Annotated in this window: 21 protein-coding genes and 1 pseudogene; 19 read left to right on the top strand and 3 right to left on the bottom strand. The window is 36.4% G+C overall.

What is annotated here, in order from left to right; translation table 11 throughout:
• Nucleotides 1-238 precede the first annotated feature (238 nt).
• The 10 genes and pseudogenes from ACFXN8_RS24120 (at nt 239) to ACFXN8_RS24075 (ending at nt 6,757) form a co-directional block, all read left to right on the top strand.
• Nucleotides 239-943, top strand: a complete 705-nt coding sequence (locus tag ACFXN8_RS24120) for an Imm3 family immunity protein (protein WP_386848010.1) — start codon at nt 239-241, stop codon at nt 941-943.
• A 58-nt stretch (nt 944-1,001) separates the two neighbouring features.
• The gene (locus tag ACFXN8_RS24115) at nt 1,002-1,229 is read left to right on the top strand and encodes a hypothetical protein (RefSeq protein ID WP_386848009.1); all 228 of its coding nucleotides are present in this window, start codon (nt 1,002-1,004) and stop codon (nt 1,227-1,229) included.
• A 135-nt stretch (nt 1,230-1,364) separates the two neighbouring features.
• A complete protein-coding gene (locus ACFXN8_RS24110; protein ID WP_386848008.1) occupies nt 1,365-1,586 on the top strand; it encodes a hypothetical protein in 222 nt (73 codons plus the stop codon).
• A 607-nt stretch (nt 1,587-2,193) separates the two neighbouring features.
• Nucleotides 2,194-2,673: an antitoxin YezG family protein gene (locus ACFXN8_RS24105; protein WP_386848007.1), complete on the top strand. Its 480-nt coding sequence runs from the start codon at nt 2,194-2,196 to the stop codon at nt 2,671-2,673.
• Between the two features lie 394 nt (nt 2,674-3,067).
• Nucleotides 3,068-3,919, top strand: coding sequence for a pre-toxin TG domain-containing protein (locus tag ACFXN8_RS24100; RefSeq protein WP_386848006.1), 852 nt, complete (start codon nt 3,068-3,070; stop codon nt 3,917-3,919).
• Nucleotides 3,916-4,728, top strand: coding sequence for an Imm47 family immunity protein (imm47, locus tag ACFXN8_RS24095; RefSeq protein ID WP_386848005.1), 813 nt, complete (start codon nt 3,916-3,918; stop codon nt 4,726-4,728). The genes ACFXN8_RS24100 and imm47 overlap by 4 nt, the downstream gene beginning before the upstream one ends.
• A 153-nt stretch (nt 4,729-4,881) precedes the next feature.
• Nucleotides 4,882-5,238, top strand: coding sequence for a hypothetical protein (locus ACFXN8_RS24090; protein WP_386848004.1), 357 nt, complete (start codon nt 4,882-4,884; stop codon nt 5,236-5,238).
• Nucleotides 5,239-5,405: 167 nt separating this feature from the next.
• Nucleotides 5,406-5,453 (top strand): annotated as a pseudogene (locus tag ACFXN8_RS24085) (hypothetical protein); the annotation flags it as partial.
• 53 nt (nt 5,454-5,506) lie between these two features.
• Nucleotides 5,507-6,058 (top strand): hypothetical protein, encoded by a 552-nt coding sequence (locus ACFXN8_RS24080; protein ID WP_386848003.1) that lies wholly within the window; start codon nt 5,507-5,509, stop codon nt 6,056-6,058.
• 384 nt (nt 6,059-6,442) lie between these two features.
• Nucleotides 6,443-6,757 (top strand): hypothetical protein, encoded by a 315-nt coding sequence (locus ACFXN8_RS24075; protein ID WP_386848002.1) that lies wholly within the window; start codon nt 6,443-6,445, stop codon nt 6,755-6,757.
• A gap of 144 nt (nt 6,758-6,901) precedes the next feature.
• Here ACFXN8_RS24075 and ACFXN8_RS24070 read toward each other — a convergent pair whose 3' ends face one another.
• Both ACFXN8_RS24070 and ACFXN8_RS24065 read right to left on the bottom strand, forming a co-directional pair.
• On the bottom strand, nt 6,902-7,153 hold the full coding sequence (locus tag ACFXN8_RS24070; RefSeq protein ID WP_386848001.1) for a hypothetical protein: 252 nt from the start codon (nt 7,151-7,153) through the stop codon (nt 6,902-6,904).
• A 70-nt stretch (nt 7,154-7,223) separates the two neighbouring features.
• The gene (locus tag ACFXN8_RS24065; RefSeq protein WP_386848000.1) at nt 7,224-7,364 is read right to left on the bottom strand and encodes a hypothetical protein; all 141 of its coding nucleotides are present in this window, start codon (nt 7,362-7,364) and stop codon (nt 7,224-7,226) included.
• A gap of 778 nt (nt 7,365-8,142) precedes the next feature.
• On the opposite strand from ACFXN8_RS24065, the gene ACFXN8_RS24060 reads away from it, so the two are divergent.
• The 9 genes from ACFXN8_RS24060 (at nt 8,143) to ACFXN8_RS24020 (ending at nt 21,809) form a co-directional block, all read left to right on the top strand.
• Entirely contained in the window at nt 8,143-8,787 is a 645-nt protein-coding gene (locus tag ACFXN8_RS24060) for a hypothetical protein (protein WP_386847999.1), read from the top strand.
• A complete protein-coding gene (locus ACFXN8_RS24055; protein ID WP_386847998.1) occupies nt 8,784-10,316 on the top strand; it encodes a phage baseplate assembly protein V in 1,533 nt (510 codons plus the stop codon). The genes ACFXN8_RS24060 and ACFXN8_RS24055 overlap by 4 nt, the downstream gene beginning before the upstream one ends.
• A 15-nt stretch (nt 10,317-10,331) precedes the next feature.
• Nucleotides 10,332-11,429: a pentapeptide repeat-containing protein gene (locus ACFXN8_RS24050; protein WP_386847997.1), complete on the top strand. Its 1,098-nt coding sequence runs from the start codon at nt 10,332-10,334 to the stop codon at nt 11,427-11,429.
• Nucleotides 11,430-11,468: 39 nt separating this feature from the next.
• Nucleotides 11,469-11,966, top strand: a complete 498-nt coding sequence (locus ACFXN8_RS24045) for a hypothetical protein (RefSeq protein WP_386847996.1) — start codon at nt 11,469-11,471, stop codon at nt 11,964-11,966.
• 215 nt (nt 11,967-12,181) lie between these two features.
• Nucleotides 12,182-12,580 (top strand): DUF4280 domain-containing protein, encoded by a 399-nt coding sequence (locus tag ACFXN8_RS24040; protein WP_053596527.1) that lies wholly within the window; start codon nt 12,182-12,184, stop codon nt 12,578-12,580.
• Between the two features lie 30 nt (nt 12,581-12,610).
• Nucleotides 12,611-18,136 (top strand): DUF6531 domain-containing protein, encoded by a 5,526-nt coding sequence (locus tag ACFXN8_RS24035; protein ID WP_386847995.1) that lies wholly within the window; start codon nt 12,611-12,613, stop codon nt 18,134-18,136.
• Nucleotides 18,137-18,144: 8 nt separating this feature from the next.
• Nucleotides 18,145-18,663: a hypothetical protein gene (locus ACFXN8_RS24030; RefSeq protein ID WP_386847994.1), complete on the top strand. Its 519-nt coding sequence runs from the start codon at nt 18,145-18,147 to the stop codon at nt 18,661-18,663.
• 742 nt (nt 18,664-19,405) lie between these two features.
• Entirely contained in the window at nt 19,406-21,400 is a 1,995-nt protein-coding gene (locus ACFXN8_RS24025; protein ID WP_386847993.1) for an RHS repeat domain-containing protein, read from the top strand.
• A 28-nt stretch (nt 21,401-21,428) separates the two neighbouring features.
• On the top strand, nt 21,429-21,809 hold the full coding sequence (locus ACFXN8_RS24020) for a hypothetical protein (RefSeq protein ID WP_386847992.1): 381 nt from the start codon (nt 21,429-21,431) through the stop codon (nt 21,807-21,809).
• An 82-nt stretch (nt 21,810-21,891) separates the two neighbouring features.
• Here ACFXN8_RS24020 and ACFXN8_RS24015 read toward each other — a convergent pair.
• Nucleotides 21,892-22,001: IS3 family transposase (locus ACFXN8_RS24015; protein WP_386848011.1), on the bottom strand; the 110-nt coding region annotated here is incomplete at its 5' end.

Here is a 22,001-nt window from a genome sequence, read left to right as displayed (position 1 = left end):
CGATTGCCATTCTGCCTCTGAAAGAAAGTTTTGAATGAGCGTAAAAATCGTGTTATTCTGGTTCAAGAGAGATTCCTCATTTCGTAATTGTTTGTTGTGGTAACTAACAATTTTACATGAGAATCTCTCTTTTTATTTGATTTTAATTGGAAGAAACCGGATAATCAACACGCGTGTTGAAGTAATTCATAATGGTGATAATCCGATTTCACCAAAAAGTAAATAAGGAGGTCTTTTAATGGTTTTTAGTTATGATGAATATGAAGAGGATATTTACGAAGATTATAATGAATTAATAGAGGAAGAAAAAATTAGTAAGAGAGAAGCGTTAGCTAGGAATTTTTATGACTATGATATGTTGGCTAAAAAAAGTGAAACAGATAAAGCAATGATTTTTGTGATATTTTCAGAAATAGCAGTCTCCCATGTTAAAATTCTACATTCTTTCAAGGATTATTTGGAAAAAAATCTAACTGAATTGGATTTTAAAATAATTCAACAAGAAAATAAATTAACACCACAACAATATAGTGATTTAGCTTCGCGAAAGGAACGTGTTTTACAGAAATTAAAAAACATGTCTCTAGATTATTTTCCTAGGGCTTGTTGGTATTACGTTGAATTGGTAGAAGAGGTCCAAAAATTTATTAACAATTTTAAGTTAGAAAATGAAAATACTGATTCAATAGTTACTACTGTGTTGCAACGATTTGGCCGAGATTGTGAAAATACAAAAAGTGAAAAATTCATTGTCTATACAACACTTGCTGAAAATTTGTACAACCAAGGATTAACTGGAGTGGATGGTATTGAAGATGTTAAACATGTATTGCAATCGTTCAGTTTCAAAGATGTATCTGATGAGCAATTGACTGAAGAGGAACAAGAAAAGTTAGCTGATCGAATTAAAAGTGTTTTATCTAATTTAAGTAGAAGTACATAGTAAGCATCCGCTTACACAAAAAGGCAATGATATTACCTTTGCAGGTAAAAGCGTTTCGATGAGCGCAACAGAATCTATGCAGATAACCTGTGGTACTAGTAGTCTTGTCTTGGATGGAAACACCGATATGCAAGGACAGGTTGTGAGAATGGAAGGCTCCAACAAAGCACCTGTTTCTGTATCCAATAAATCGGAAGACAGAGCTGACCTTGGCTCTGCACTAAATGTCATGGGTATGATCCCTGTTGGTGGAGAAATAGAAAGTGTATACCCAGTATTAGAATGAAGAAATTATGGTAATTAGGAGGGTTTTCATGTTAATAGACAAACAGCCAGTCATCCAAGATTTTTTTCTTTTTTGAAGAGTGATTTACTCAATGTACTAGAGTGTTTGTCCAAGAGAGAGCCGTGGCAAGATCATATGATGGGATATGAGCTTCCAGAGCATTCTGAGGAGATTAAATTTAAAGAAGGCATAATGATATTTATTAACACAGCATCATATAACGAAATCATTATGAACAGTTCTCATTTCTATGGTTGTTTGAAAGAAACATGTAAGGAATTTGTTGGTGAAAATCAGGAACAGAAAATCGAAGTGTATGTACTTATGGACAAGATAAAGGCTGTTTTAAATTTGTGAAAATTTCACACTGAGTTGAGTAAACCTATCAATCAACCAAAAATACATGAAAATAGGTAGGTCTACTTACAATGAAAGACGCTCATTTTTAACTTGTATACAGCTAAAAATATTCTCGAATTCACATTAATAACTCATGAAGGTTATACCGTCAAGGAGTATTAGTATTACTAAGGCAATAAAAATGAGAATAGGGCGGGATGACATTTTATTAGACAGGACTATTCAGGGACAGGCTGTCACAATGGAAGGCTCGAACAAAGTACCTGTGTCCGTGTCTAGTAGGCGGCGCTAACCTTCAACAGCAAAACAAAATCCAAAACAAAAAGAAGAGCAAAAACCAAAACAAGAGTAAAAGCCAGTACAAAAACCAAGTCAAAAACAAAATAAAGATCCTAAAGAACGAGACGAGACTAAGGGGACGGGTAATGTGCCAAAGGTTAAACTTACTGAACCTTCTCTACCAATAGGCAATATCCCGATGCTAGTGGTAAAATGAAATTATTTACTGAACTTGATACTTGTGGTAGTTGTAGTAGAGTTAATCAATGGTGGTAGCACACAAAAAGTTACAATACAAAAAATCAAATTGGAGGTTAGTACAAGTATGGAACAACAGATGAATCAGATGTACCCTATGATAGCAGAGCATGTTATAGATATGATACCAGATGGTATTTGGCACGAAATTTACTTATATGCTGAAATATTAGACGGTTCTAGAGTAGTGTACTTTTATTTTAATACTTCGGAGAATGAAGATTTTATTTACTCTCATGATATTCCTGAAAAATATAAAGTGAGTGAAAAAAATTATGACAATTTATTAGTAGAATTACAAAATAAATTTTATGATTTAAGACAAATATTTATTGATAATGATCAAGAACCATGGACGAATTTAACGCTGACATTAAAGTATCCTGGAAAAATAAAAATTAATTATGATTATGAAGACATAATTAATTCAGCAATATTCCCGACTCAACGACAAATGATTTTTGAATATCAACATTTAGGTTTGTTACCTCAAAGTGAGGAAAACAGACAGCTTATACAAAATTATATCAATAATTTAAAAGGGTAAAACTGAACCTTAACAATGTCTACAATTCGGATTATCTGCCCGTATTTGTGACTTCTTTTTGTATGCCTCCCCTTGCTATGCGATGGGTTCCGGAAGTTTTGAGCTATGGACAAAAAAACAATCGTACATTTCAATTAAAACAGATTACACTTACATGGTGGAAATAAATCTGGTTATTAGATAAGAAAGATTCTTGAGGGATCTATTGAAATCAAAATTTCTCAAAAAATTTGAAGTTTTATATAGTTAAGTAACTTAATCCTTTTAAATGCACTCAGCATGCGTATGAACTATATATTTGGTAATAAATTGTACCCTATAAGATAGGCACTTTGAAAAGGTCAATCTTATAGGGTACTTTTGTTTATAGTCTGCTCCATCAGCTTTGTATTAGATGGTATTACCAACAACAACTGTTAATGCGGCTAAAAGCGCAGCAAAAACAACTGTTAATGTGGCTAAAAGTGCGACAAAGAAAGCAGCAGTAGCTGTTAAATCGGTAAGCATCAGCCAAGCAATATCAACCGCAGCTGATTTCATTCCAGGCGTTGGTAATGCCAAAGCTGTTTTTGAAACGGCCTTTGGATTTGATCCATTTACACTGGACAAATTGAGTGCGATGGATCGAGGGATATCAGCGGCAGGTATATTGGGTGGTGGATATGCTAAAGCAGCTGGAAAAGGTGGAAAGGCTACATTAAATCTCTTCTCCAACAGTAAAAACGCGACGAATGCAACCGAAGCAGCTGCTAAATCATCGAAAAATGCGGCATCAGCTAAAGGTGATATTCCTAAGGGTACGGGTAATAATTCTTCAGGTAAGGATGTTTATGGATCTTATTATGATGAGGCGAAAAAATTACATGAAACTAAGCCTGATTGGTATCCTAATCCTGATGAATCTACAATAGTAAAGGGAAAAGAACTAAAGGAAGCAAGAGTAGACTATCAAACGTTGGTTAGAAGAGGAGAACTTGAAAAAGGTCACCATGTGCAAGGTTTATCTTTTGGTGGAGAGAATGTAAGGTCAAATGTTAAAAAGACAGGAGAATCGGCTATTCGTCGAGAACAAATTGATGATGTAAATTTGGATTTTCACGAAATGGGTTATGGTAAAGAAAATGCTAAGATACTGAAAATACATGAGAATGAGAAGGGGGTTATTGTATTTGGTAATAATCCTCAACATACTGAAGTTACTGTTTTTCAAAATAAAGTTTTGAAATGGCAAGAGATAATTCAATGAAAGTAGGTGCATCTATGGGAGAAACGGGAAATCTTATGAATAGTATATGGTTTGGAGAAAAAACAACTTTAGTCAAATCAGAAATTAAAGGGAAAATTTTGAATTCTGTAACAGAAAAGGAAGTTTTATTTAATTTAATTGAATTATTTAAAATAGGTGATTTTACTCAAAAACCATTATTGTTCCAATTAATGAATCAGACTAGAGATGAATCGGTCTTGAATTTATGTATTAGGATGTTCTTAGCTGTTGCGACACATGATGATTTAAGGGATTCAAATAATTTACGTTTTCTTAGTGAGGTAAACGAAGAAACAGTAGACACTTTTGCATCAGCAGCCACAACATCACTTTCTCTTGATATAATTCCATATTTATTGGCTTTACTTGAAGAATGGGATGAAATCGGTGATACAGCTATTATTATAAGGGATTCTATTGATTCTTTTATTAATTTTGAGGAACAAATTGGTGAAGATGCAACTATAGATGAAATTGGAAATTTCTATTTTAATTATTGTGAGGAAATGGATACAGAGAGTTATTATTTCCAACAAAATTTAGCTTTTCCTGGGGACTTATCTAAAAAGTTGATAGAGCGGGTTATGATTGCTGCGAATAATGAGGAGCCATTAAAAATGGAATTAATACCTTCTTTATTATCAATTTGGTCTGGTGAAAAAGTACCTGCGGGCTACAATACTGTCATTAATGCGAGCAATTATAAAGATTTTATTGGCTATATAGACAGACTTTCAAGTGAAAACTGGGAAAAAGGACAAAAATATTTTTACGGATATAGGCTTTAACTATAACATATGAAAAATAAAGTATATGTGAAGAGAATAGGAAAATGATAAGGTGATTGAAAATACTTACTTTACGATGGTTGTATCATCCCGGAGTATTTTGGGCAATGATAGACCAGAAAAAGAAGTACGAGCATACTCTAAAAGAATTATATGGGAAATAAGGAGGAAGTAAAAAATATAAAAGATGATAATATTGATATATTTGTGGAACTAGATGATGGTTTTACCTATACTCTAATTGTCTGTACTCCCAAAAATCTTGAGACATTAATGAAAAGAGAAAACATTGAATATCTTCCTGCCATGCCTCCAATGATTATCGTTCAGGAGATTACAGAAGAAAATATTAGAAAAACGCTTGATACTTATCTTGACAATAATGCTTACTGGTTAAAATTATACTATTTAGCAGGAGAATTGGATATGGAGATACTTGAAAATACATTAAGTAGAGTTAAATCTGAAATTGAAGAAATTTTAGATTTTAAAGGATTTTTATTAAAGTGAAATTCTGGCGGTTATCTTTAAGATAACCGCTTTTATTGGTTACAGATTAACAGATCCTACAAATTGGATGGGTAGTAGGGGATGCCCAAATTAAACAGAAATTAAAAAGGAAGACCGATAAAGATGGATTTAATTAGCAGTGGGACTCCCAACATGGTAAATTAGAAAAATGGAATAGTAGAAAAACTGAACATTTAGGGGGAGTGACCCAGTAACTGGAAAGTGAACTAAGAATGGCGATCCTCAAGAAGATGGGATGGTTAAATATATGGAACATGGAAAAAGATTTGTTGAAGAATATCCTGAGATTGGAAATCTATTGGACCGTATTTTTTTAAAACGGGAGCTTGATGAATGGTACAAGAGAAAATGTACAGAAGAGATACAAATACCTATGGAATTTAGTGGGGTTTATGCTATAAAGAAAATTCAAATAAGGAATTTGGTTGGCCCTTCTTCAGAAATAATAATTGAGATGAAAGATTTACAAGGGAAGGAGGGTTTTTTACTAGAGCAAAAAATAAACATTCTGGTTTCAAAATTAACTCCAGTTTATATATTAGATTTTAGCTATAAACTTAGGCATAACTTAATAGACGGGAGTTATGAGATAGTAGGGATGGCTGAATCATTAGAAGTAATACAAGGAGCGAATCAAATCAGAAGAATTATGGAGAATAAAGGTTATATCGAATTGAGTTATCTTTATGATTTCTATGACACTGTTTATGAGTGGCGTGAATTACCAGATATTCAGCCGTTTAATAGGAGATTTACTTTAGGAGAGGCTTTATTTACAGATGTATTAGAAATAGTGTGATGAACCAGATGTTAGTTATTACTTGAATAAGTGATTCACCAAAACAGATGCTTGAATAAATTATAATTATAAATGCTTATTTCAACTTATACGATGAGGTGGAATAAGCATTTTGTATTTAGAAAATTGATGAGAAAAAATTAATGCAAATATATTGATTTATGGATGAGTGATTTTCGCGCATGAAGTGAAAAATATTATAGGTAGAAAGGATACTATTCAATCACCTGTTACTGTTTTAGAAACTTCAGTTTAAAAGCATTTGGTGGCAATCCTGCTATTCACAAATACTGGGATGACGATAAAATAGGTAACATTGATATTTTATCAACAACGGATAGACCATGCGAAGGTATTACATCGTATTCAACTATTAGATTATATATGCATTCAATAGGGAAAATTGTAGATGAAAAATTTTTGAGGGTAGAAATTGTGGGGGCAGGTGCAACTATCCATAAAGAATTTCCTAATATATTAGGGACTTGCGCTTTTTGTATATTCAATTCCAAAATGCCGATTTATCCAGGTAAAATATTTTTGGATGTGGTGAAGATGTATTATCCTGATGTTGAAATGAAGCATGTGGGGATCGGTTGTAGTCGCACCCGTACACCGACAGACAATGACAGCTTCCTCAATGGAATAGAAGGGCAAAGTTATCGCACCCTTCATATTTTCACCACTTACAAACTATAAACAATCAAATTTGCAATACTTTTTTACCACCAAGTTATAACATTCATGAGTTTTTGATTCAAACATCAGATTATTTTTTAAGCATAAAGTACTTAAATTTAAACCTTGAAAAGCATAAATCCAATCAAGGTGATTTTTTATTTACTATGATTCGAAAGCTGTTCTGTCAGGAAACACACCACCTTCTTTTACTAGGCAAACTGCCATTCTTTGAGCAGCTCTATCATAATAAAATTCAGATGAAAAATTGTTATCTGGTATAACATCTAACTCGGTATACTTTCTAGTAAATTTATTTAACTCAATTTTCCCCATAATATTTTCATTAGGTCCGAATCTGTAAACCACGGTTTCATTATCTTCATATTCTTTTAGTAATAAAACGTATGAAGCCATCTTTATTCCTCCTTTGATGGATACCTTGGACGCTCAGACTCTACTATTCTACTAAGCAATTCATAGGGTTTCATAATCCAGTTTCATAGTCTTCTATCAATTGTGACCAATATCCTTCTACTTCCTTCATTGCTATGGGGTCAATTTGCTCATACACCTTCCTCAACTCAATGGCATAGTTATATGAAGTATATACATCTTCTGTTTTCATTTCCGTTGATATTTCCTGCCTAATCAAATGAAACAAGAAAAACGTTCTTAAGGCCATGCCGTTTAGTTGCGATAGATGTCTCTTTGACCGACTCTGTTCTTTCACCCTAACTACCGTTCTATGTACGCGCATAGTTGCAAACATATTTGAAAAAACCGCGAACGCACTACTGGGGTACAACAAAAGGCGAGGACATCAACAGTTGTCACAATCGTCGCGATTCATACAGATTAAACACTATTTTCACCACTGATAACGAGTGATTTTATACATCCTTTAACAGCAAAATGTACATATAGTATTGCTTTTAATAACCTTGGATATTGTTACTATTAAATACAGCATACCTTCATCATCATATCAAACATTATTTACAACTTATAATTATTCTCTTCATCATGAATATACTCGTAGTTCGATCGAGTTACATTTCTATACCACAATGATTAAAGTTCCTCTTTATCTTTTCCTCACACAGTATATCTAACTACTAAATTTCAAATTTTTCCGCGCCTTCAGGATTATTTTTTTGTCTATTCCAAATAATAGAACTTATGGATGTTGACTTTTTATCTAGGGTTTATTAGCATATTTAATGATGAATATAACCAATTAATGGTTATATTGCCATATATGTAATTAATACTGGAATATTACTGAAAAAAATTAAATTAATAACAAAATGACCTTGAGAATCTATGTTATTTAATAGGAAAGCAAAAAAATACAGGGTCATGAGATGGAACGAATAAAGAATCGAAACAAAGGAGCGAAAACAATGAATTTCATGGATGAAGAAGTTATTGAGATGACGAAGCATGCAAGGCAGAAGAAACGAATGGAGAACATCGAAAACCAATTATTAAATACGGATATTGTGAAAGCGATTAAAGATGGTCAGCTCATGATTGAAGATGAAACGATTGAGTTTAAAGAAATGAGTTTTTATGAGGGTCAAATCCGGATGTGTATGCCTGCAGCCTTTGACGTGATGGAGCCAGAATTAATGGATATTAAATATCCATCCAGTCGTAGACCCGATTATATTTATACAAGCGAAAGTACGTCCATTAATGTCACGCTGAAAATCATGGAACAACAGGTAAAAGAAGAGGAATTAGAAGACTTCACAGAGGCCATGAGGAACATCCTTCAAAAAACGCAGCCGACTACAAAAATGTTGGATACCGGCATGAATGAAGTTAACGGTTTACAAATTGGTTACTTTGATTTTATTTCGCCAGCACTAGATAACAAGATTTATAATTTAATGTTTTTGTTTATAGTAGGCGAGAATGTGACGATGGGCTCGGTTAATTGTTTGAAAAAAGAGATGGATATTTGGAAGCCCATTGCTTACGGCATGATGGAATCTATCTTTGTTGAAAACAAATTATTAGATGGGGAAGGTGTTGTCGAATGAGTAAGGAAACAGCCTTGACGTATAAAGATATCATCGTGATGCCCTATAATATTCGCGTCAATCAAATCGAAATTACGCAACAAATGAATGAGCATGCTACATTGCATTTAACGGGCGTGATTCCAGATGAACTACAAGATTCCTATGTCTATATGACGGATGCAGAAACGGCTATTGAAGTAGTACAAATCGGTAGTGGTGGACAAACTATTCCTATTTTTAATGGGTTGGCGCTAGATGTACAAGTGAAATCGGTTTTGGGTACCTATTATTTGGAGGTTAAAGCAGTTTCGCATACGTATTTGTTAGATGTGAAGAAGATAAACCAAACCTATCAAAATGCGAGTATGCCCTATAGTGAATTAATAAATGCATGTATTGCCGATCAAAAAGGTGCAGATTTCATGGATTATGCCTCAAAGGGCGCTACTATTGGTCACTTTACGATGCAATATATAGAGACGGATTGGGAGTTTCTTAAACGAATGGCATCGCGATTTCATACAGGCCTAGTGCCGGATACGGTTCACCCAGCCGCCAAGTTTTACTTCGGTGTACCGTTTCAAGCTGGGGGCACGCAGAAAATGGAGGCCATCAATTATCGAGTTAAAAAGGCGATTGGCAATTTCCTTGTGTCCAGTAAAAATCATCTTGACGGTATTACTGATAGTGACTATATGTACTATGAAGTAGAATCGTTCCAACCATTCAAAATAGGCAATGAAGTTACATTCCAATCAAAAAAATTATATGTCTATAAAATCTTCTCAACTTTAAAAGATGGCTTGTTCAAGCATATCTACACGTTAACACCTCAGAACGGCTTCAGTGTCCATACTACTTATAATCAAGCTATTATTGGTGCCTCCATTCAAGGGAAAGTAATTGATGTTGCGGGGGACAAAATTCGTATTCATGTCGATTTCGACGAGGGTCAAGAAAAAGATACAGCTTATTGGTTTCCGTATTCTACGATCTATGCATCAGAAGATAATACAGGATGGTACTTCATGCCGGAGCTATCTGATAATGTGAGAATCTATTTCCCAGGCAATCGTGAGGATGAAGGGATTGCGATTAGTTCCGTATCAAAAGCACCACCACAATCTGGTTCGATGCTAGCAGCGACGAATCCGCCTAGTCCAGGAGGCGGTGGAAGTGCCAGTGCTAGCGGTGGAGGTGGCGGCGGATCAAGACCTGCACCACCTGAGGATAGTCGCCAAGACCCAGCACGGATGGCGGATCCAGATGTCAAAACACTCAGAACAAAGCACGGTAAACAAATTCTACTTGCACCCGATCGGATTGTTATATCTGGTGGAGGATTAATGATTTCGCTTATGGATGATAATGGGATTTCTATCATAAGTGATAAAAATATTACCTTACAAGCAACAGATAAAGTCGCCATCAATGCGAAGCAAATTATGATTAATGCGAGCGAGAAAATAGAGATGACTTGTAAAGACAGTTCAATCAAGATGGAAGACAAAATGGAGATTAAAGGAACAGAAGTACGAGCAAATTAGTGAGGATGTGGACGCATGAAACGAGAAGAAGCATTACAGCATTTTATGGATGAATGCGTGTCGGTTCATGTTAGCCGATTACAAGAGAAGGTTGATCGACAGTTTCGCCAAGAGAAGGAAGTCTTATTAAAACCAATCATTCACTCGCTTGAACAGCTGTTTGCAAATATTAGAGATCAGCAGGGACAAGGGAGGTTAGCGCCAGTAGCCTTTATTCATTTTTCATTGCTGCGAACATCATTACTAGATAACAAGTGTACGTATTTGCTAGAAGCCTACGGAGAAAAATGGTACTACGACTGGGGAGAATGCACGGCACAGTATGAAGCGGATTGGCTTAGTGAGGCGATTATAGATTTACACAAAACGCTTGAAATAGAAAGAAAGCCGTATCTCTCCATCCAAGCAGCTGACGTTCGAGGAATCATTCAACAGACTGTGATCCTGTTTCATCAGTATATCATTCAATTGGTACGCTATCTTTTCCGCTATCAACAAGAAAGTGTACCTGAAATAGACTTTCAACGAGCTGCGTGCTTGCGCTTTCGTGTCGGTGAATATAAAGGATTTAGTGAAGATGTTGCGATGCTTGACGAACGGGAACATGTGGAACAAAATCTTCTGTCGTGGTTAGGGAAAAAAGAGATGGATAAATCATATACGTTTGAAAATTTCTCAAGCCTACAGTTACAGCAAAAACTTTTCGACCAAATGGACTTTTCTTATGCGAATTTCAATGGCAGTGACTTAGAAGGGGCTTCATTGAAACAAAGTGTTTGCGTCGGTACTAGTTTTGTAGATTGTAGCTTAGCGAATGTTGATTTTTCCTATGCAGCCATTCAAGATGCTGATTTTCGAAATGCCAATTTAGCAGGCGCTAATTTTACACATGCACAGGGAAAAACATTAATGCTTCCTGATGACGAAGTTGCGTGTTACCTAGGCACTGACTTCAGTCATGCGAATTTGGAAAATGCAAAATTTGAGTTTGCGCAAATTGCAGGCGCTAATTTTACAGGTGCTAATTTAAAAGGAGCTACCTTCTTTAAACGTGATCAAGAGAAATGTCTATTTAGCCCAGACCAGATAAAAGACATTCATTGGATTCATTAACGTTGAAATCAATAGAAATGATAGTTACAGGAGGAAAAGATGGAGTATTTTATTGTTCGGCAAGATCAAAGCATTACAAATCCAATTATTCCTTTCAAGACAGACCTTGATGATAACTTTGTCTGTTCATCTGTATTCGGGGAAGTAATAGAAAAAGAGAATGCGGTATATCTGGATTATTTAGAAAAGCCTCGAAGAATCGTGTCTGATGATTTAAAAGGGTTATTGGTGAAATATGAGGATAACTTAGAATTTACAGCCATTGTCTTTACGGATGTGAAGAAAGGAACACAGCGTGTGCATTGGCTTATGGACATTGTAAAGAAGAACTGTATTTCCGATGAGACGGCTTATTATCCAGACGGACAAATAAAGGAGCTCGTAATTGACCCGAAGAAAGTGGAACTGGATTGTATTTTTCAAGTCGACGGCAAAAAGGAATCGTTCACCATCGTCAATTTAGACGTGGCAGAAAGTATGCTACGACGACCATATCTTGGGATTCAGTTGCAGCGAGTAAAACTACAAAGACGATAGATCAGTCTAATAAATCATGGCTCATTATCAAAAGTTGTGGATGACATTTGTTATTGCCATTTATATAAGTTGATTGGAGTGGAGATTGGACGCCCCCAGGAAAGCGCCCAATCGGAACGGAGATCAACCACACGCTATGATGATAAGCTAAATCATTCCAAAATACTGTCGTAGTTTGAAACAGTGTTCAATCGATATGAAAGGAAGGATAGTTAATGGCTCAAGTTGTAGAAAGTTTGGAAACAGAAGGTTCGGAACAGGAGCAATTTAGTTATGTGGTACATGGAGCAATCATTTCTTGCGAGCATGGTAGCCATCTCAATTATTTAAATTTGCCGCAAGACCATGGCGTTTATATTAAAGAGAAAGCCGTCATGAATGTAGGGGATCGAAACCCTGACAACATCCCAACCTTTGGTGTTTGTTTACAGTTGCAAAAGCCATGTACACCAACATGTTCCATTGACTGGATGGAAGGAATGGAAAATGTCAATATCGAGGGGAAGCAAGCATTATTAAGCCGCTGCCATACCCAATGCTCGGCAGGTGGAGGTAAAATCGAAATTATTCATGACGGTCAAGAGGAAGTAGAAATACCGAAACAAGGCTTTTAAAAGACGAGGTTGATTGAAAGGAGGTAAGTAATGAAATCGCTAGAAGAAAAGGAAGTACACACGGTTAGTACGTATGAGGATCTTGTGCTCGAATGGCCGTATCCACTTATACATTTAGATAAACTAACTATCAAACATAAGGCCAATGACCATGCGAGGTTGTACTTTACGGGAATGATTGCTGAAGAGCAAGCGCAAAAGTATATTCAGCGGGTCAATCAAACAGATGAAGTAGTAGTGAAATTTGGGCGAGATAGTGCCATTTTGTTCTCAGGAAGAATTGATAATGCGGAGTTGCAGGCATCACAAGGCGTGCACTATGTCTCTGTTGAGGCCGTATCATTTACAGCAAATATGGATATTGCAAAGCGTTCACGTTCTTTTCAAGATGCGAACATGACATACGTGCAGTTAATAAAAAGCATCGTAAGCGCCTATCCTAATGGGGATTACATCGACCAAGCTTCTAACGGTCAAGCCATTGGTAGTATTGCGATTCAATACTTAGAAACAGATTGGGAATTCATTAAAAGAATGGCCTCCCGTTTGCACGCTGTTGTTTTTCCTGATTTAAAAGGAAAAGGTGCTCGATTTTGGCTTGGTACACCTCAAAGTAGGAAAAGCATAACGATCGACCATCTGCCTTCTATAGTACGGATGGACGTCGATGCGTATCGGTTGATTACTGAAAACGATGGTACGGATGTGAGTGAAGCCGATTATACTTATTGTGAGTTTGAAAGCACAGAGGCCCATGAGCTAGGCACGTTGGTGCAATTCAAGGGAAGTTCCTATATCGTAACGGCTAGGGAGACCCATCTTGATGATGGCGTGTTGAAGTTTCAATATACTGCCCAACCAGAGAAAAGTATTCGTCAGCGGTTAGTACGTAATTTAGATCTCATTGGTGCAGCATTTACTGGAAAAATCATTGATGTTACGCAAAACACAGTCAAAATTCATTTAGATATAGATAAAAGCCAGGATCAAGGAAAAGCACATTGGTTTGCTTATTCAGCAGATGCCAATGGTGTTATGTATTTAATGCCTCAAACAGGTGCACGTGCCCAATTGCATTTTCCAAGTGCAGTTGAAGAAGATGCCATCGTTATCAGCTCGGTGCGTGTTAATCCAGCCACACCAGAGGGTGGACAAAAGCAGACGCAGAAAATGGCGGACACTACCGTTAAATCATTGGCGACCAATGTTGGGAAAGATGTGACATTAGGTGTTGGTGATATTACTTTCAGTGCAGTAGATGGGGTATTGGACTTAAAGATGGATGATGGAGATGGCGTAACATTTCAAAGTAACAGTACCATCATGCTAGCGGCCGATGAAACGCTCGAAATTAGTGGAATGAAAGAGCTAGCCGTAGAAGCGGAAGAATGGATTGCCATATCCGCGAAGGAACAAAGTCATGTGATTATGGCCGCTGACACACAATTAATTAGTACGCTCATTGATCAAGAAGGCATAGAGAAGCAGAGTCAACCACCGAAATTAAATGAAGAAGCAATCGAAGCTACGACGAAAGTTGACTTAATCTTCCCGCAAAAGGCAGAAGAGAAGAAAGAGAAGAAAGGCTGGTTTAGTAGTTTAGTAGATGGCGTAAGTGCAGCATTGGATGTTGCTGGATTTATTCCTGTTATCGGTACATTTGCAGATATTGCGAATGCAGGAATTAGCTTAGCAAGAGGGAATTACATGGATGCAGCCATGAACTTAGTAGGTGCAGTCCCAGTAGTTGGTGATGCCGCCAAGGCAGCCTACAAGGTCAAAAAAGGGGCGAAACTCTTAGATAAAGCTGCTGATGTCGCAAAAGGTGCTGATAAGGCAATAGATGCTTCAAAAGCTTTAGCAAAAGGGATGAAGGCAGCTTATCCGAAAGTATCTAAAACGTTAGATGCAGTAAAGGGACTAGCGGAACTAGCTAACAAAGGATCTAAAGCCGTGAAGACGGCAGCAGATAAAGTTGTTTCATCGATGGATGAATTGCTCGGTGTGTCAAAGGCATTAGATGGTATGAAGGATATGGCCAAGGACGCGCTAAAGAAATTTAATCGTAAAGGATCAAAGAAGCAAAAGTGTACAAATGGGCAAAATAAAAAACATACCCAGTCATGTGGGGATCCTGTTGATGCAATTACTGGGCGTATGATTTATGAAGGTATCGACTTTGAACTACCTGGACCCATTCCCCTTTCATGGGAACGAGCATGGTACAGTGATAGTAGTCGGATTGGCTTATCAGGTCATGGTATGCACTTTACATATGATCTAGCCTTAGAAATTTTTGAAGAAGAAGACCTGATTGGGATAGTTGTAACGGATGGTCGTGCAGTGGGGTTTCCAATTTTACCAATAAACTTGCCGTATTTTAACAAAAGAGAAAAAATGACTTTAACAAATACAGGGGAGGAGTATCATTTGTTTGAGCATGATACACGATTAATTTATGTATTTGAACAAACAACTGAAAAAAAATACCGATTAAAAGAAGTAAAAAATGAGCAAGAGCATCATATTCAATTTGCCTATAACCTTAAAGGGTTCCTATCTCAAGTAACAGACAGTGTTGGTAGAGTGCTCGAGGTTACGACTGATGAGGTAGGCAGAATGACAGAAGTTGCCTTACGTAACCAGATGAGCCGTGAAGTCTTAGTTCGCTATGTTTACAATGATGGACAAGATTTAATCGAAATCCAAGATGCGTTAAGGCAAAGTACGCATTTAAAATATGTTAATCACTTAATGATGCAAAAAACTGATCGCAATAAAAATAGCTTCTTCTGGCGCTATGATGGCCCAACTACAGGTGCTCGAGTAATCAAAACATGGGGAGATGGCAATGTCCTTGCTTATGAGCTTTCGTATCACGAGGGTTATAACGAAATTACGAATAGCTTAGGCCATAAGAGTTATTATTATTTCAACGAAGATAATCTCTGTACGAAAATTGTTCATCCAGATGGAAGTGAAGTCAGCTATCAATATAATGGGGACTTTGAATTACTGCAAGAAGTAGATGAAGATGGTCGGGTCACGGCATATAGCTATGACGAATGGGCAAATCCAGTGACGATTACTCTTGCAGATGGCAGTACCGTATCCTCTCAGTATGATGAGAAGGATAGGTTGATTCAGGCTGTAAATGCAGAGGGTGGAAGCCGTCAGTGGACTTATAATGAAGATAGTACATTGCAGGCAAATGTTTTAGAAGATGGAACGAAAACTGAATTTTCCTACAATGAGCAATATTTAATTAAAACGGTGACAAATGCGCAAGACCATGTGGTAAGCTTAGCTTATGATGCTGATCTGAACCTGAGTCAAGTGACATTGCCAGACGGGACGAGTTCGACATGGGCGTATGACCATCGTGGGAATTGCACAACAACGACAAATCCGCTAGGGGCCACAGAGAAGTTCCGTTTTGATAACTTGAATCGACTTGTACGGGCAAACCTCTCGGATGGTAATGACGTTCAATTAAAGTACGATGCCTATGATGATATCGTTTTTGCGAAAGATAACCATACACAAGTTGCCTTTGATTATACCATTCTCGGCAGCTTGAAGGCTCGAGAACAATGTGGAAAGAAAGTTAAATTCGCCTATGATACAGAAGAGCAGTTAACCGCTGTCATCAATGAAAAAGGCGAAATGTATCAGTTTGAACGTGATGCGAAAGGGAATATCATCAAGGAAATTGGCTTTGATGATATTGAACGAACGTATGAGCGAAGTTTGGCTGGATTGGTTCAGAGAATTCAACGTCCGGGTGATCGTTGGACAGCGTATCAACATGATGGTCTAGGGAATGTCATTCGGGCTGATTATTATGATGACACTTGGGAAACGTTTGGCTATGACAAAAATGGCTTGTTAATGGAGACTGAAAATGAGCATGTGACCGTAAAGCTGGAACGAGACCCCTCTGGGCAAGTAATCAAGGAGTGGCAGAATGACCATTGGATTGCGGGTAGTTATGATGAATTAGGCAGCCGTTCACAGATTACGAGTAGCCTAGGTGCAAAAATTGATGTTGTTCGTAATGAAGTGGGCAATGTGTCGCAAATTACCGCTTCTCGCTCAGAGCAAGAATGGACAGCATCGATGAAGTATAATGAACTCGGTCAAGAGATTGAGAGAATCTTACCCGGAGATGTCATCAGCAAATGGCAGTATGATGTAGCAGGTAGACCAACACACCATCGAATAAGTAGTCAAAATCGCGATACACGAAGACGCGTGTATAATTGGGATGTTAATCATCGCTTACGAAGCATGGTAAACGAGTTAACAGGTGTAAAAGTTACTTATGGTTACGATGAATTCAGTAACCTCGTCTGGTCCAATCAAGGCGGTCAATTTGACTTCTTACACCGCAGTGTCGATGATGTCGGGAATTTGTATGAAACAAAAGAAAAGACAGATCGTGTCTATGGCGCCGGAAGTAGATTGCTTGAAACGAGAGATGCAAAATTTTCTTATGATGAAGAAGGAAATTTGGTTCAAAAAGTCGAAAAGAATGGTGATACGTGGAAGTACGAATATAACGGCAATGGCATGATGTCAAAGGTCATCAGACCAGATAACACGGAAGTTACTTTCAAGTATGACTCGCTAGGAAGAAGGATTGAGAAGAGTTCTGATGATAAGACAACAAGTTTCGTTTGGGACGGGAATACTATCCTACATGAGTATTTCTTGCAGAATGATTCAGATAAATTTGAAAATCCAGTTGAGTATTCCTCAGAGAATAAATTTGAAATACCAGAGAATCTAGTCACATGGGTGTTTAATGAAGGGTTCATCCCTTCAGCTAAAATCACGAGTGAAGGTAATTACAGTATTATTAGTGACTATCTAGGAACGCCTGTAGAAGCCTTTGATGAAGAAGGTAATAAGGTTTGGTCAGCTGAGCTTGATATATATGGACGATTGATTGGATTTACTGGTGAACAGGACTTCATTCCGTTTAGGTATCAGGGGCAGTATGAAGACATGGAGATCGGATTATATTACAACAGATTCCGTTACTACACTCCAATTGAGGGAATGTATTTACAACAAGATCCTATTGGGCTCGCAGGGAATAATCCGACGCTTTATGGATACGTTAGTGATCCAAATGTTGAAATAGATGTGTTTGGATTAGCAAAAACTTATACTTACGTTCTTCAAAATTTATGGAAATCTCATACTGGAAAAAATGCAACAGGTGATATTCATCATGGTTTCCCTGAACAGTATAAAGATAAGTTTATGAAAATGGCAGGTATTGACGTAAATGATCCAAAATATTTTTACGATCTTAATAAAAAGCAACATACAAAGAAGCCGGGTATTCATACGAATAGTAGTAAAATAGGTAAAAATTGGAATAAAGTTTGGAAAAACATTCTCAATGAGACTCCAAACAAATTCCCTAACGCCTCGCAACAGGAGTTGAAACAATATTTTGAATATACCCTAGACAGGATGGCTAAAAAATCTAATATAAATTCTAGAAGTGCAACTTCAATTAAAAATGCCCCATGTAGAAAGTAGTGAATTTCATGATAAAGAAAAGAAATTTTGACGAAATAATTGAAAGCTTAGAACATCGAAATAAAATTCCTAAGATTAGTGAGTTTACGAGGAAGGATTGTTTGTTTTTATATGAGAAACTTGCTGATAATAAAATTGAGACAGATCATGTTTTTTTATCTTATGAAAAAGCAAAAAAATATAATAAAGAGTATCACGATGATTTTAGTGAATTTAAAGAAAATCATTGGATATTCGCCGAAACTGGTAGAGGTGATTTTTGGATAATTGATCTTGATGATGTTATATCACCACCAACAGTATTTTTTTATGATCATGATCTTGAAGATTTTAGTCCAGAAAGCATGTTGAATATTTCAATTAATATATTAGAGTGGTTTGAGTTAGCAGATTTAATTTCTCAACTCCATAACAAAGATTTTTATAATGAAGATTTTAGATTAAAAGAGCATTGGAAACAAAAAGCCATTGAAGAAATTGAAAAAATTAAAAAAGGACTTTCAACAAAATCCCCTTTTCAATTTTGAATAGGTAAATGCGGGTCTTAAGAAAGTAGAGTTGATGGGCCACATTTTATATTAATTACGTTTATTTAATAAAATCTCAAATATAGAAACAGAATTGCGTAGATTATTAGTAAAATTGAAACCATATGTAATGAAGATCTTTTATAGTCTTCATTACATATGGCTTTTCATTAGTAGTGAAATGGCCTTAACTCGTGTGTTTACTATCCACAATTAAGTGAAACTAGAAACTAGTGTTTTTTGCGTACGTTAAAAGTAAAAATCAGTTGACTAAGAAATTTCAAAACCCTTTCAATCAAGTTTTGTTCGCTCGTTTTTACTTTCTAATTTGAAACAAGGTTTTTCAATTTTATGAAGTGGCAACTCACACAGAATAATACTTATATTCATAATAGAGGTATATTTATAAATAGTATAGCTGCTAAAATAGTTAAGACCAGTCATGATAACTTGAATAGGCAACATGCAAACCTTTCATGTGGTAATGTCGGAAAAATGGAGCACTTTATATTGAATAAGGTGTTCAAACTTATTTTGAATCAATCTCTGTTAGTTAAGTGTTTTCTCACAAGGAAAATTAATGTAGGGTACCTATAATTGCTAGGACTTATTGATTCTAGAATGATTTGAAATAATTAATTTAGATAGGGCAATAAATCCATTAATAAGGGTTTATCGCCCTTTTTTTGTTTTTTTAATTTTAGATTAATTATTCTTTTCCTACACTATTTTGGGCAGCTTGGTGTCTCGAGAACAAGGTGGAAAGAAAGTTAAATTCGACTATGATACAGAGGAGCAGTTAACCGCTGTCATCAATGAAAAAGGCGAAACGTATCAGTTTGAACGCGATACGAAAGGAAATATCATCAAGGAAATTGGCTTTGATGAGATGGAAAGAACGTATGAGCGAAGTCTGGCTGGATTGGTTCAGAGAATTCAACGACCGGGTGATCGTTGGACAGCGTATCAGCATGATGGTCTAGGGAATGTCATTCGGGCTGATTATTATGATGACACTTGGGAAACGTTTAGCTATGACAAAAATGGTTCGTTGATAGCGACTGAGAATGAGCATGTAACTGTAAAGTTGGAACGAGACCCATCTGGACAAGTGATCAAGGAGTGGCAGAATGACCATTGGATTGCGAGTACCTACGATGAATTAGGCAATCGTTCACAGATTACAAGTAGTTTAGGTGCAAAAATCGATGTCGCTCGAAATGAAATGGGAATTGTGTCACAAATTACAGCCTCTCGCTCAGAGCAAGAACATTGGATAGCAGCAATGCAGTACAATGAGCTAGGTCAAGAGATTGAGCGAATCTTACCCGGAGATGTCATTAGCAAGTGGCAGTATGATGTAGCAGGTAGACCAACACATCATAGAATTAATAGCCAAAACCGCGATACACGAAGACGCGCGTATAATTGGGACGCCAATCATCGCTTACGAAGCATGGTAAACGAGTTAACGGGTGTAAAAGTCACTTATGGTTATGATGAATTCAGTAACCTCGTCTGGTCCAATCAAGGCGATCAATTTGACTTCTTACACCGCAGTGTCGATGATGTCGGGAATTTGTATGAAACGAAAGAAAAGATAGATCGTGTCTATGGCGCCGGAAGTAGATTGCTTGAAACGAAAGAAACAACATTCTCATATGATGATGAAGGAAATTTGGTTCAAAAAGTCGAAAAGAATGGTGATACGTGGAAGTTCGAGTATTATGGTAATGGCATGATGTCGAAAGCTATACTTTTTTCACAGGGCAAACCGATTAAAGAAGTAAAATTTAAGTATGATTCACTTAGTAGGCGTATTGAAAAGGCCTGTGATGGAAGAGCTACTCATTTTATATGGGACAGGAATACGACTCTGCATGAATGGGTAGAATGCGACTATACTTGTGAAACTAGTGTTTCGAATGAATCAACGAACACTGGATTTACTAATGGAATTGATAGAAACCTTGTAACTTGGATTTTCAATGAAGATAAGTTCATTCCATCAGCTAAAATAACAAGTAGGGGCAATTATAGTATTATTAGTGACTATTTGGGTACTCCTGTTGAAGCTTATGATTTAGAAGGTAAAAAGGTTTGGTCAAGTGAGTTAGATATTTATGGTCGTGTAAAAGAATTTACTGGTGAAAAGGACTTTATTCCATTTAAGTATCAGGGACAGTATGAAGATTATGAGACAGGTCTTTATTACAATCGATTCAGGTACTATTCTCCGAGAGAAGGTATTTATACTCAGGTTGATTCAATTGGTCTTGTTGGTGGAAACCCTACTTTATATGGGTATGTCCATAATCCTTTGATTGAAATTGATCCATTTGGATTAGATAGTGCTAAATTGGATAAAGCTTTAGGTGGTGCTATTGGTGATGGTATGGAAGCGCATCATCTTATCCCTGAGGAAATTTGGGGCAAACATCAAGCTATGTTTGATCATTTAGGCATGGGAATGGATTCAAAATCTAATGGAATTCACATGCCAAGTAGTAATTCTCGTCGGAATCAGATGGGAGCAGAAGTATATCATCGTGGCTCTCACCCTCAATATAGCCGTTATGTAGACAGTCGAGTGAATAAAATAAAAAGTAAATGGAAACCAAGAATAAATGATGACGCCACTATAAAAAGATTACAAGGCTTACAAACAAAGTTAAAAGGAAAAATAAAAGCAGGGGATGTTCCAAGAGGTAAAGTATCCTGTTATAAACTTGGCTAGACGAAATCAATTACAAAGGAGAAGTTTTATGGAAAAGAAAATTGAAGATTATATTTTTGAATTAGAACGATTAATAGAATTAGCTGATAATGAAAAAGATAAATATTTATTCCAAGACCCAGCATATGAAATAATGGATGAGATTGAAGAGTTAGATAATGCATTTGATTTTCTAGAGCCTATATTTCTATTAGTTGAAAGAAGCCCAGATATTGATTTTGGCGGTCCAGGACCATTTGGGAGTTTTTTAGAAAAGTTTTATCATGATGGTTATGAAGACGTATTAGTAAAATCATTACAGCGTAAACCTAAAGAGTATACAATTTACTTATTAGAACGTCTTTGTAATGATGAAAGTAATCCAAAGAAAAAAGAATATTGTACCTTATTAGATTCATTAAAAAAATAGAAAAGTTACAGTACCTCAAAAACATATGTAAGGATAAATATTTAATGTGGTACCCAAGTCAAGGACAAACTAAAAAAAGAGATTAAGCAGCTAAGAGATGGTTTCTGTATTGCACAGGAGCCATCCTTTTTAGATTCCATTGATAACGATAATTATTGTAATAGACCATGTAGTGATTGATTTTCGCTTTTA

Origin of the sequence: Lysinibacillus sp. NPDC059133 (assembly GCF_042755925.1) — a bacterium.
Classification (GTDB): Bacteria; Bacillota; Bacilli; order Bacillales_A; family Planococcaceae; genus Lysinibacillus.
The sequence above is the reverse complement of the archived record's forward strand: the minus strand, read 5'-3'. Positions and strand labels throughout refer to the sequence as shown.

Bases quoted from the DNA above. Each gene is read 5' to 3' on its own strand.
- ACFXN8_RS24120 (WP_386848010.1), top strand. From the start codon at position 239: ATGGTTTTTAGTTATGATGAATATGAAGAGGATATTTACGAAGATTAT.
- ACFXN8_RS24115 (WP_386848009.1), top strand. From the start codon at position 1,002: ATGAGCGCAACAGAATCTATGCAGATAACCTGTGGTACTAGTAGTCTT.
- ACFXN8_RS24110 (WP_386848008.1), top strand. From the start codon at position 1,365: ATGATGGGATATGAGCTTCCAGAGCATTCTGAGGAGATTAAATTTAAA.
- ACFXN8_RS24105 (WP_386848007.1), top strand. From the start codon at position 2,194: ATGGAACAACAGATGAATCAGATGTACCCTATGATAGCAGAGCATGTT.
- ACFXN8_RS24100 (WP_386848006.1), top strand. From the start codon at position 3,068: ATGGTATTACCAACAACAACTGTTAATGCGGCTAAAAGCGCAGCAAAA.
- imm47 (WP_386848005.1), top strand. From the start codon at position 3,916: ATGAAAGTAGGTGCATCTATGGGAGAAACGGGAAATCTTATGAATAGT.
- ACFXN8_RS24090 (WP_386848004.1), top strand. From the start codon at position 4,882: ATGGGAAATAAGGAGGAAGTAAAAAATATAAAAGATGATAATATTGAT.
- ACFXN8_RS24080 (WP_386848003.1), top strand. From the start codon at position 5,507: ATGGAACATGGAAAAAGATTTGTTGAAGAATATCCTGAGATTGGAAAT.
- ACFXN8_RS24075 (WP_386848002.1), top strand. From the start codon at position 6,443: ATGCATTCAATAGGGAAAATTGTAGATGAAAAATTTTTGAGGGTAGAA.
- ACFXN8_RS24070 (WP_386848001.1), bottom strand. From the start codon at position 7,153: ATGGCTTCATACGTTTTATTACTAAAAGAATATGAAGATAATGAAACC.
- ACFXN8_RS24065 (WP_386848000.1), bottom strand. From the start codon at position 7,364: ATGAAAACAGAAGATGTATATACTTCATATAACTATGCCATTGAGTTG.
- ACFXN8_RS24060 (WP_386847999.1), top strand. From the start codon at position 8,143: ATGAATTTCATGGATGAAGAAGTTATTGAGATGACGAAGCATGCAAGG.
- ACFXN8_RS24055 (WP_386847998.1), top strand. From the start codon at position 8,784: ATGAGTAAGGAAACAGCCTTGACGTATAAAGATATCATCGTGATGCCC.
- ACFXN8_RS24050 (WP_386847997.1), top strand. From the start codon at position 10,332: ATGAAACGAGAAGAAGCATTACAGCATTTTATGGATGAATGCGTGTCG.
- ACFXN8_RS24045 (WP_386847996.1), top strand. From the start codon at position 11,469: ATGGAGTATTTTATTGTTCGGCAAGATCAAAGCATTACAAATCCAATT.
- ACFXN8_RS24040 (WP_053596527.1), top strand. From the start codon at position 12,182: ATGGCTCAAGTTGTAGAAAGTTTGGAAACAGAAGGTTCGGAACAGGAG.
- ACFXN8_RS24035 (WP_386847995.1), top strand. From the start codon at position 12,611: ATGAAATCGCTAGAAGAAAAGGAAGTACACACGGTTAGTACGTATGAG.
- ACFXN8_RS24030 (WP_386847994.1), top strand. From the start codon at position 18,145: ATGATAAAGAAAAGAAATTTTGACGAAATAATTGAAAGCTTAGAACAT.
- ACFXN8_RS24020 (WP_386847992.1), top strand. From the start codon at position 21,429: ATGGAAAAGAAAATTGAAGATTATATTTTTGAATTAGAACGATTAATA.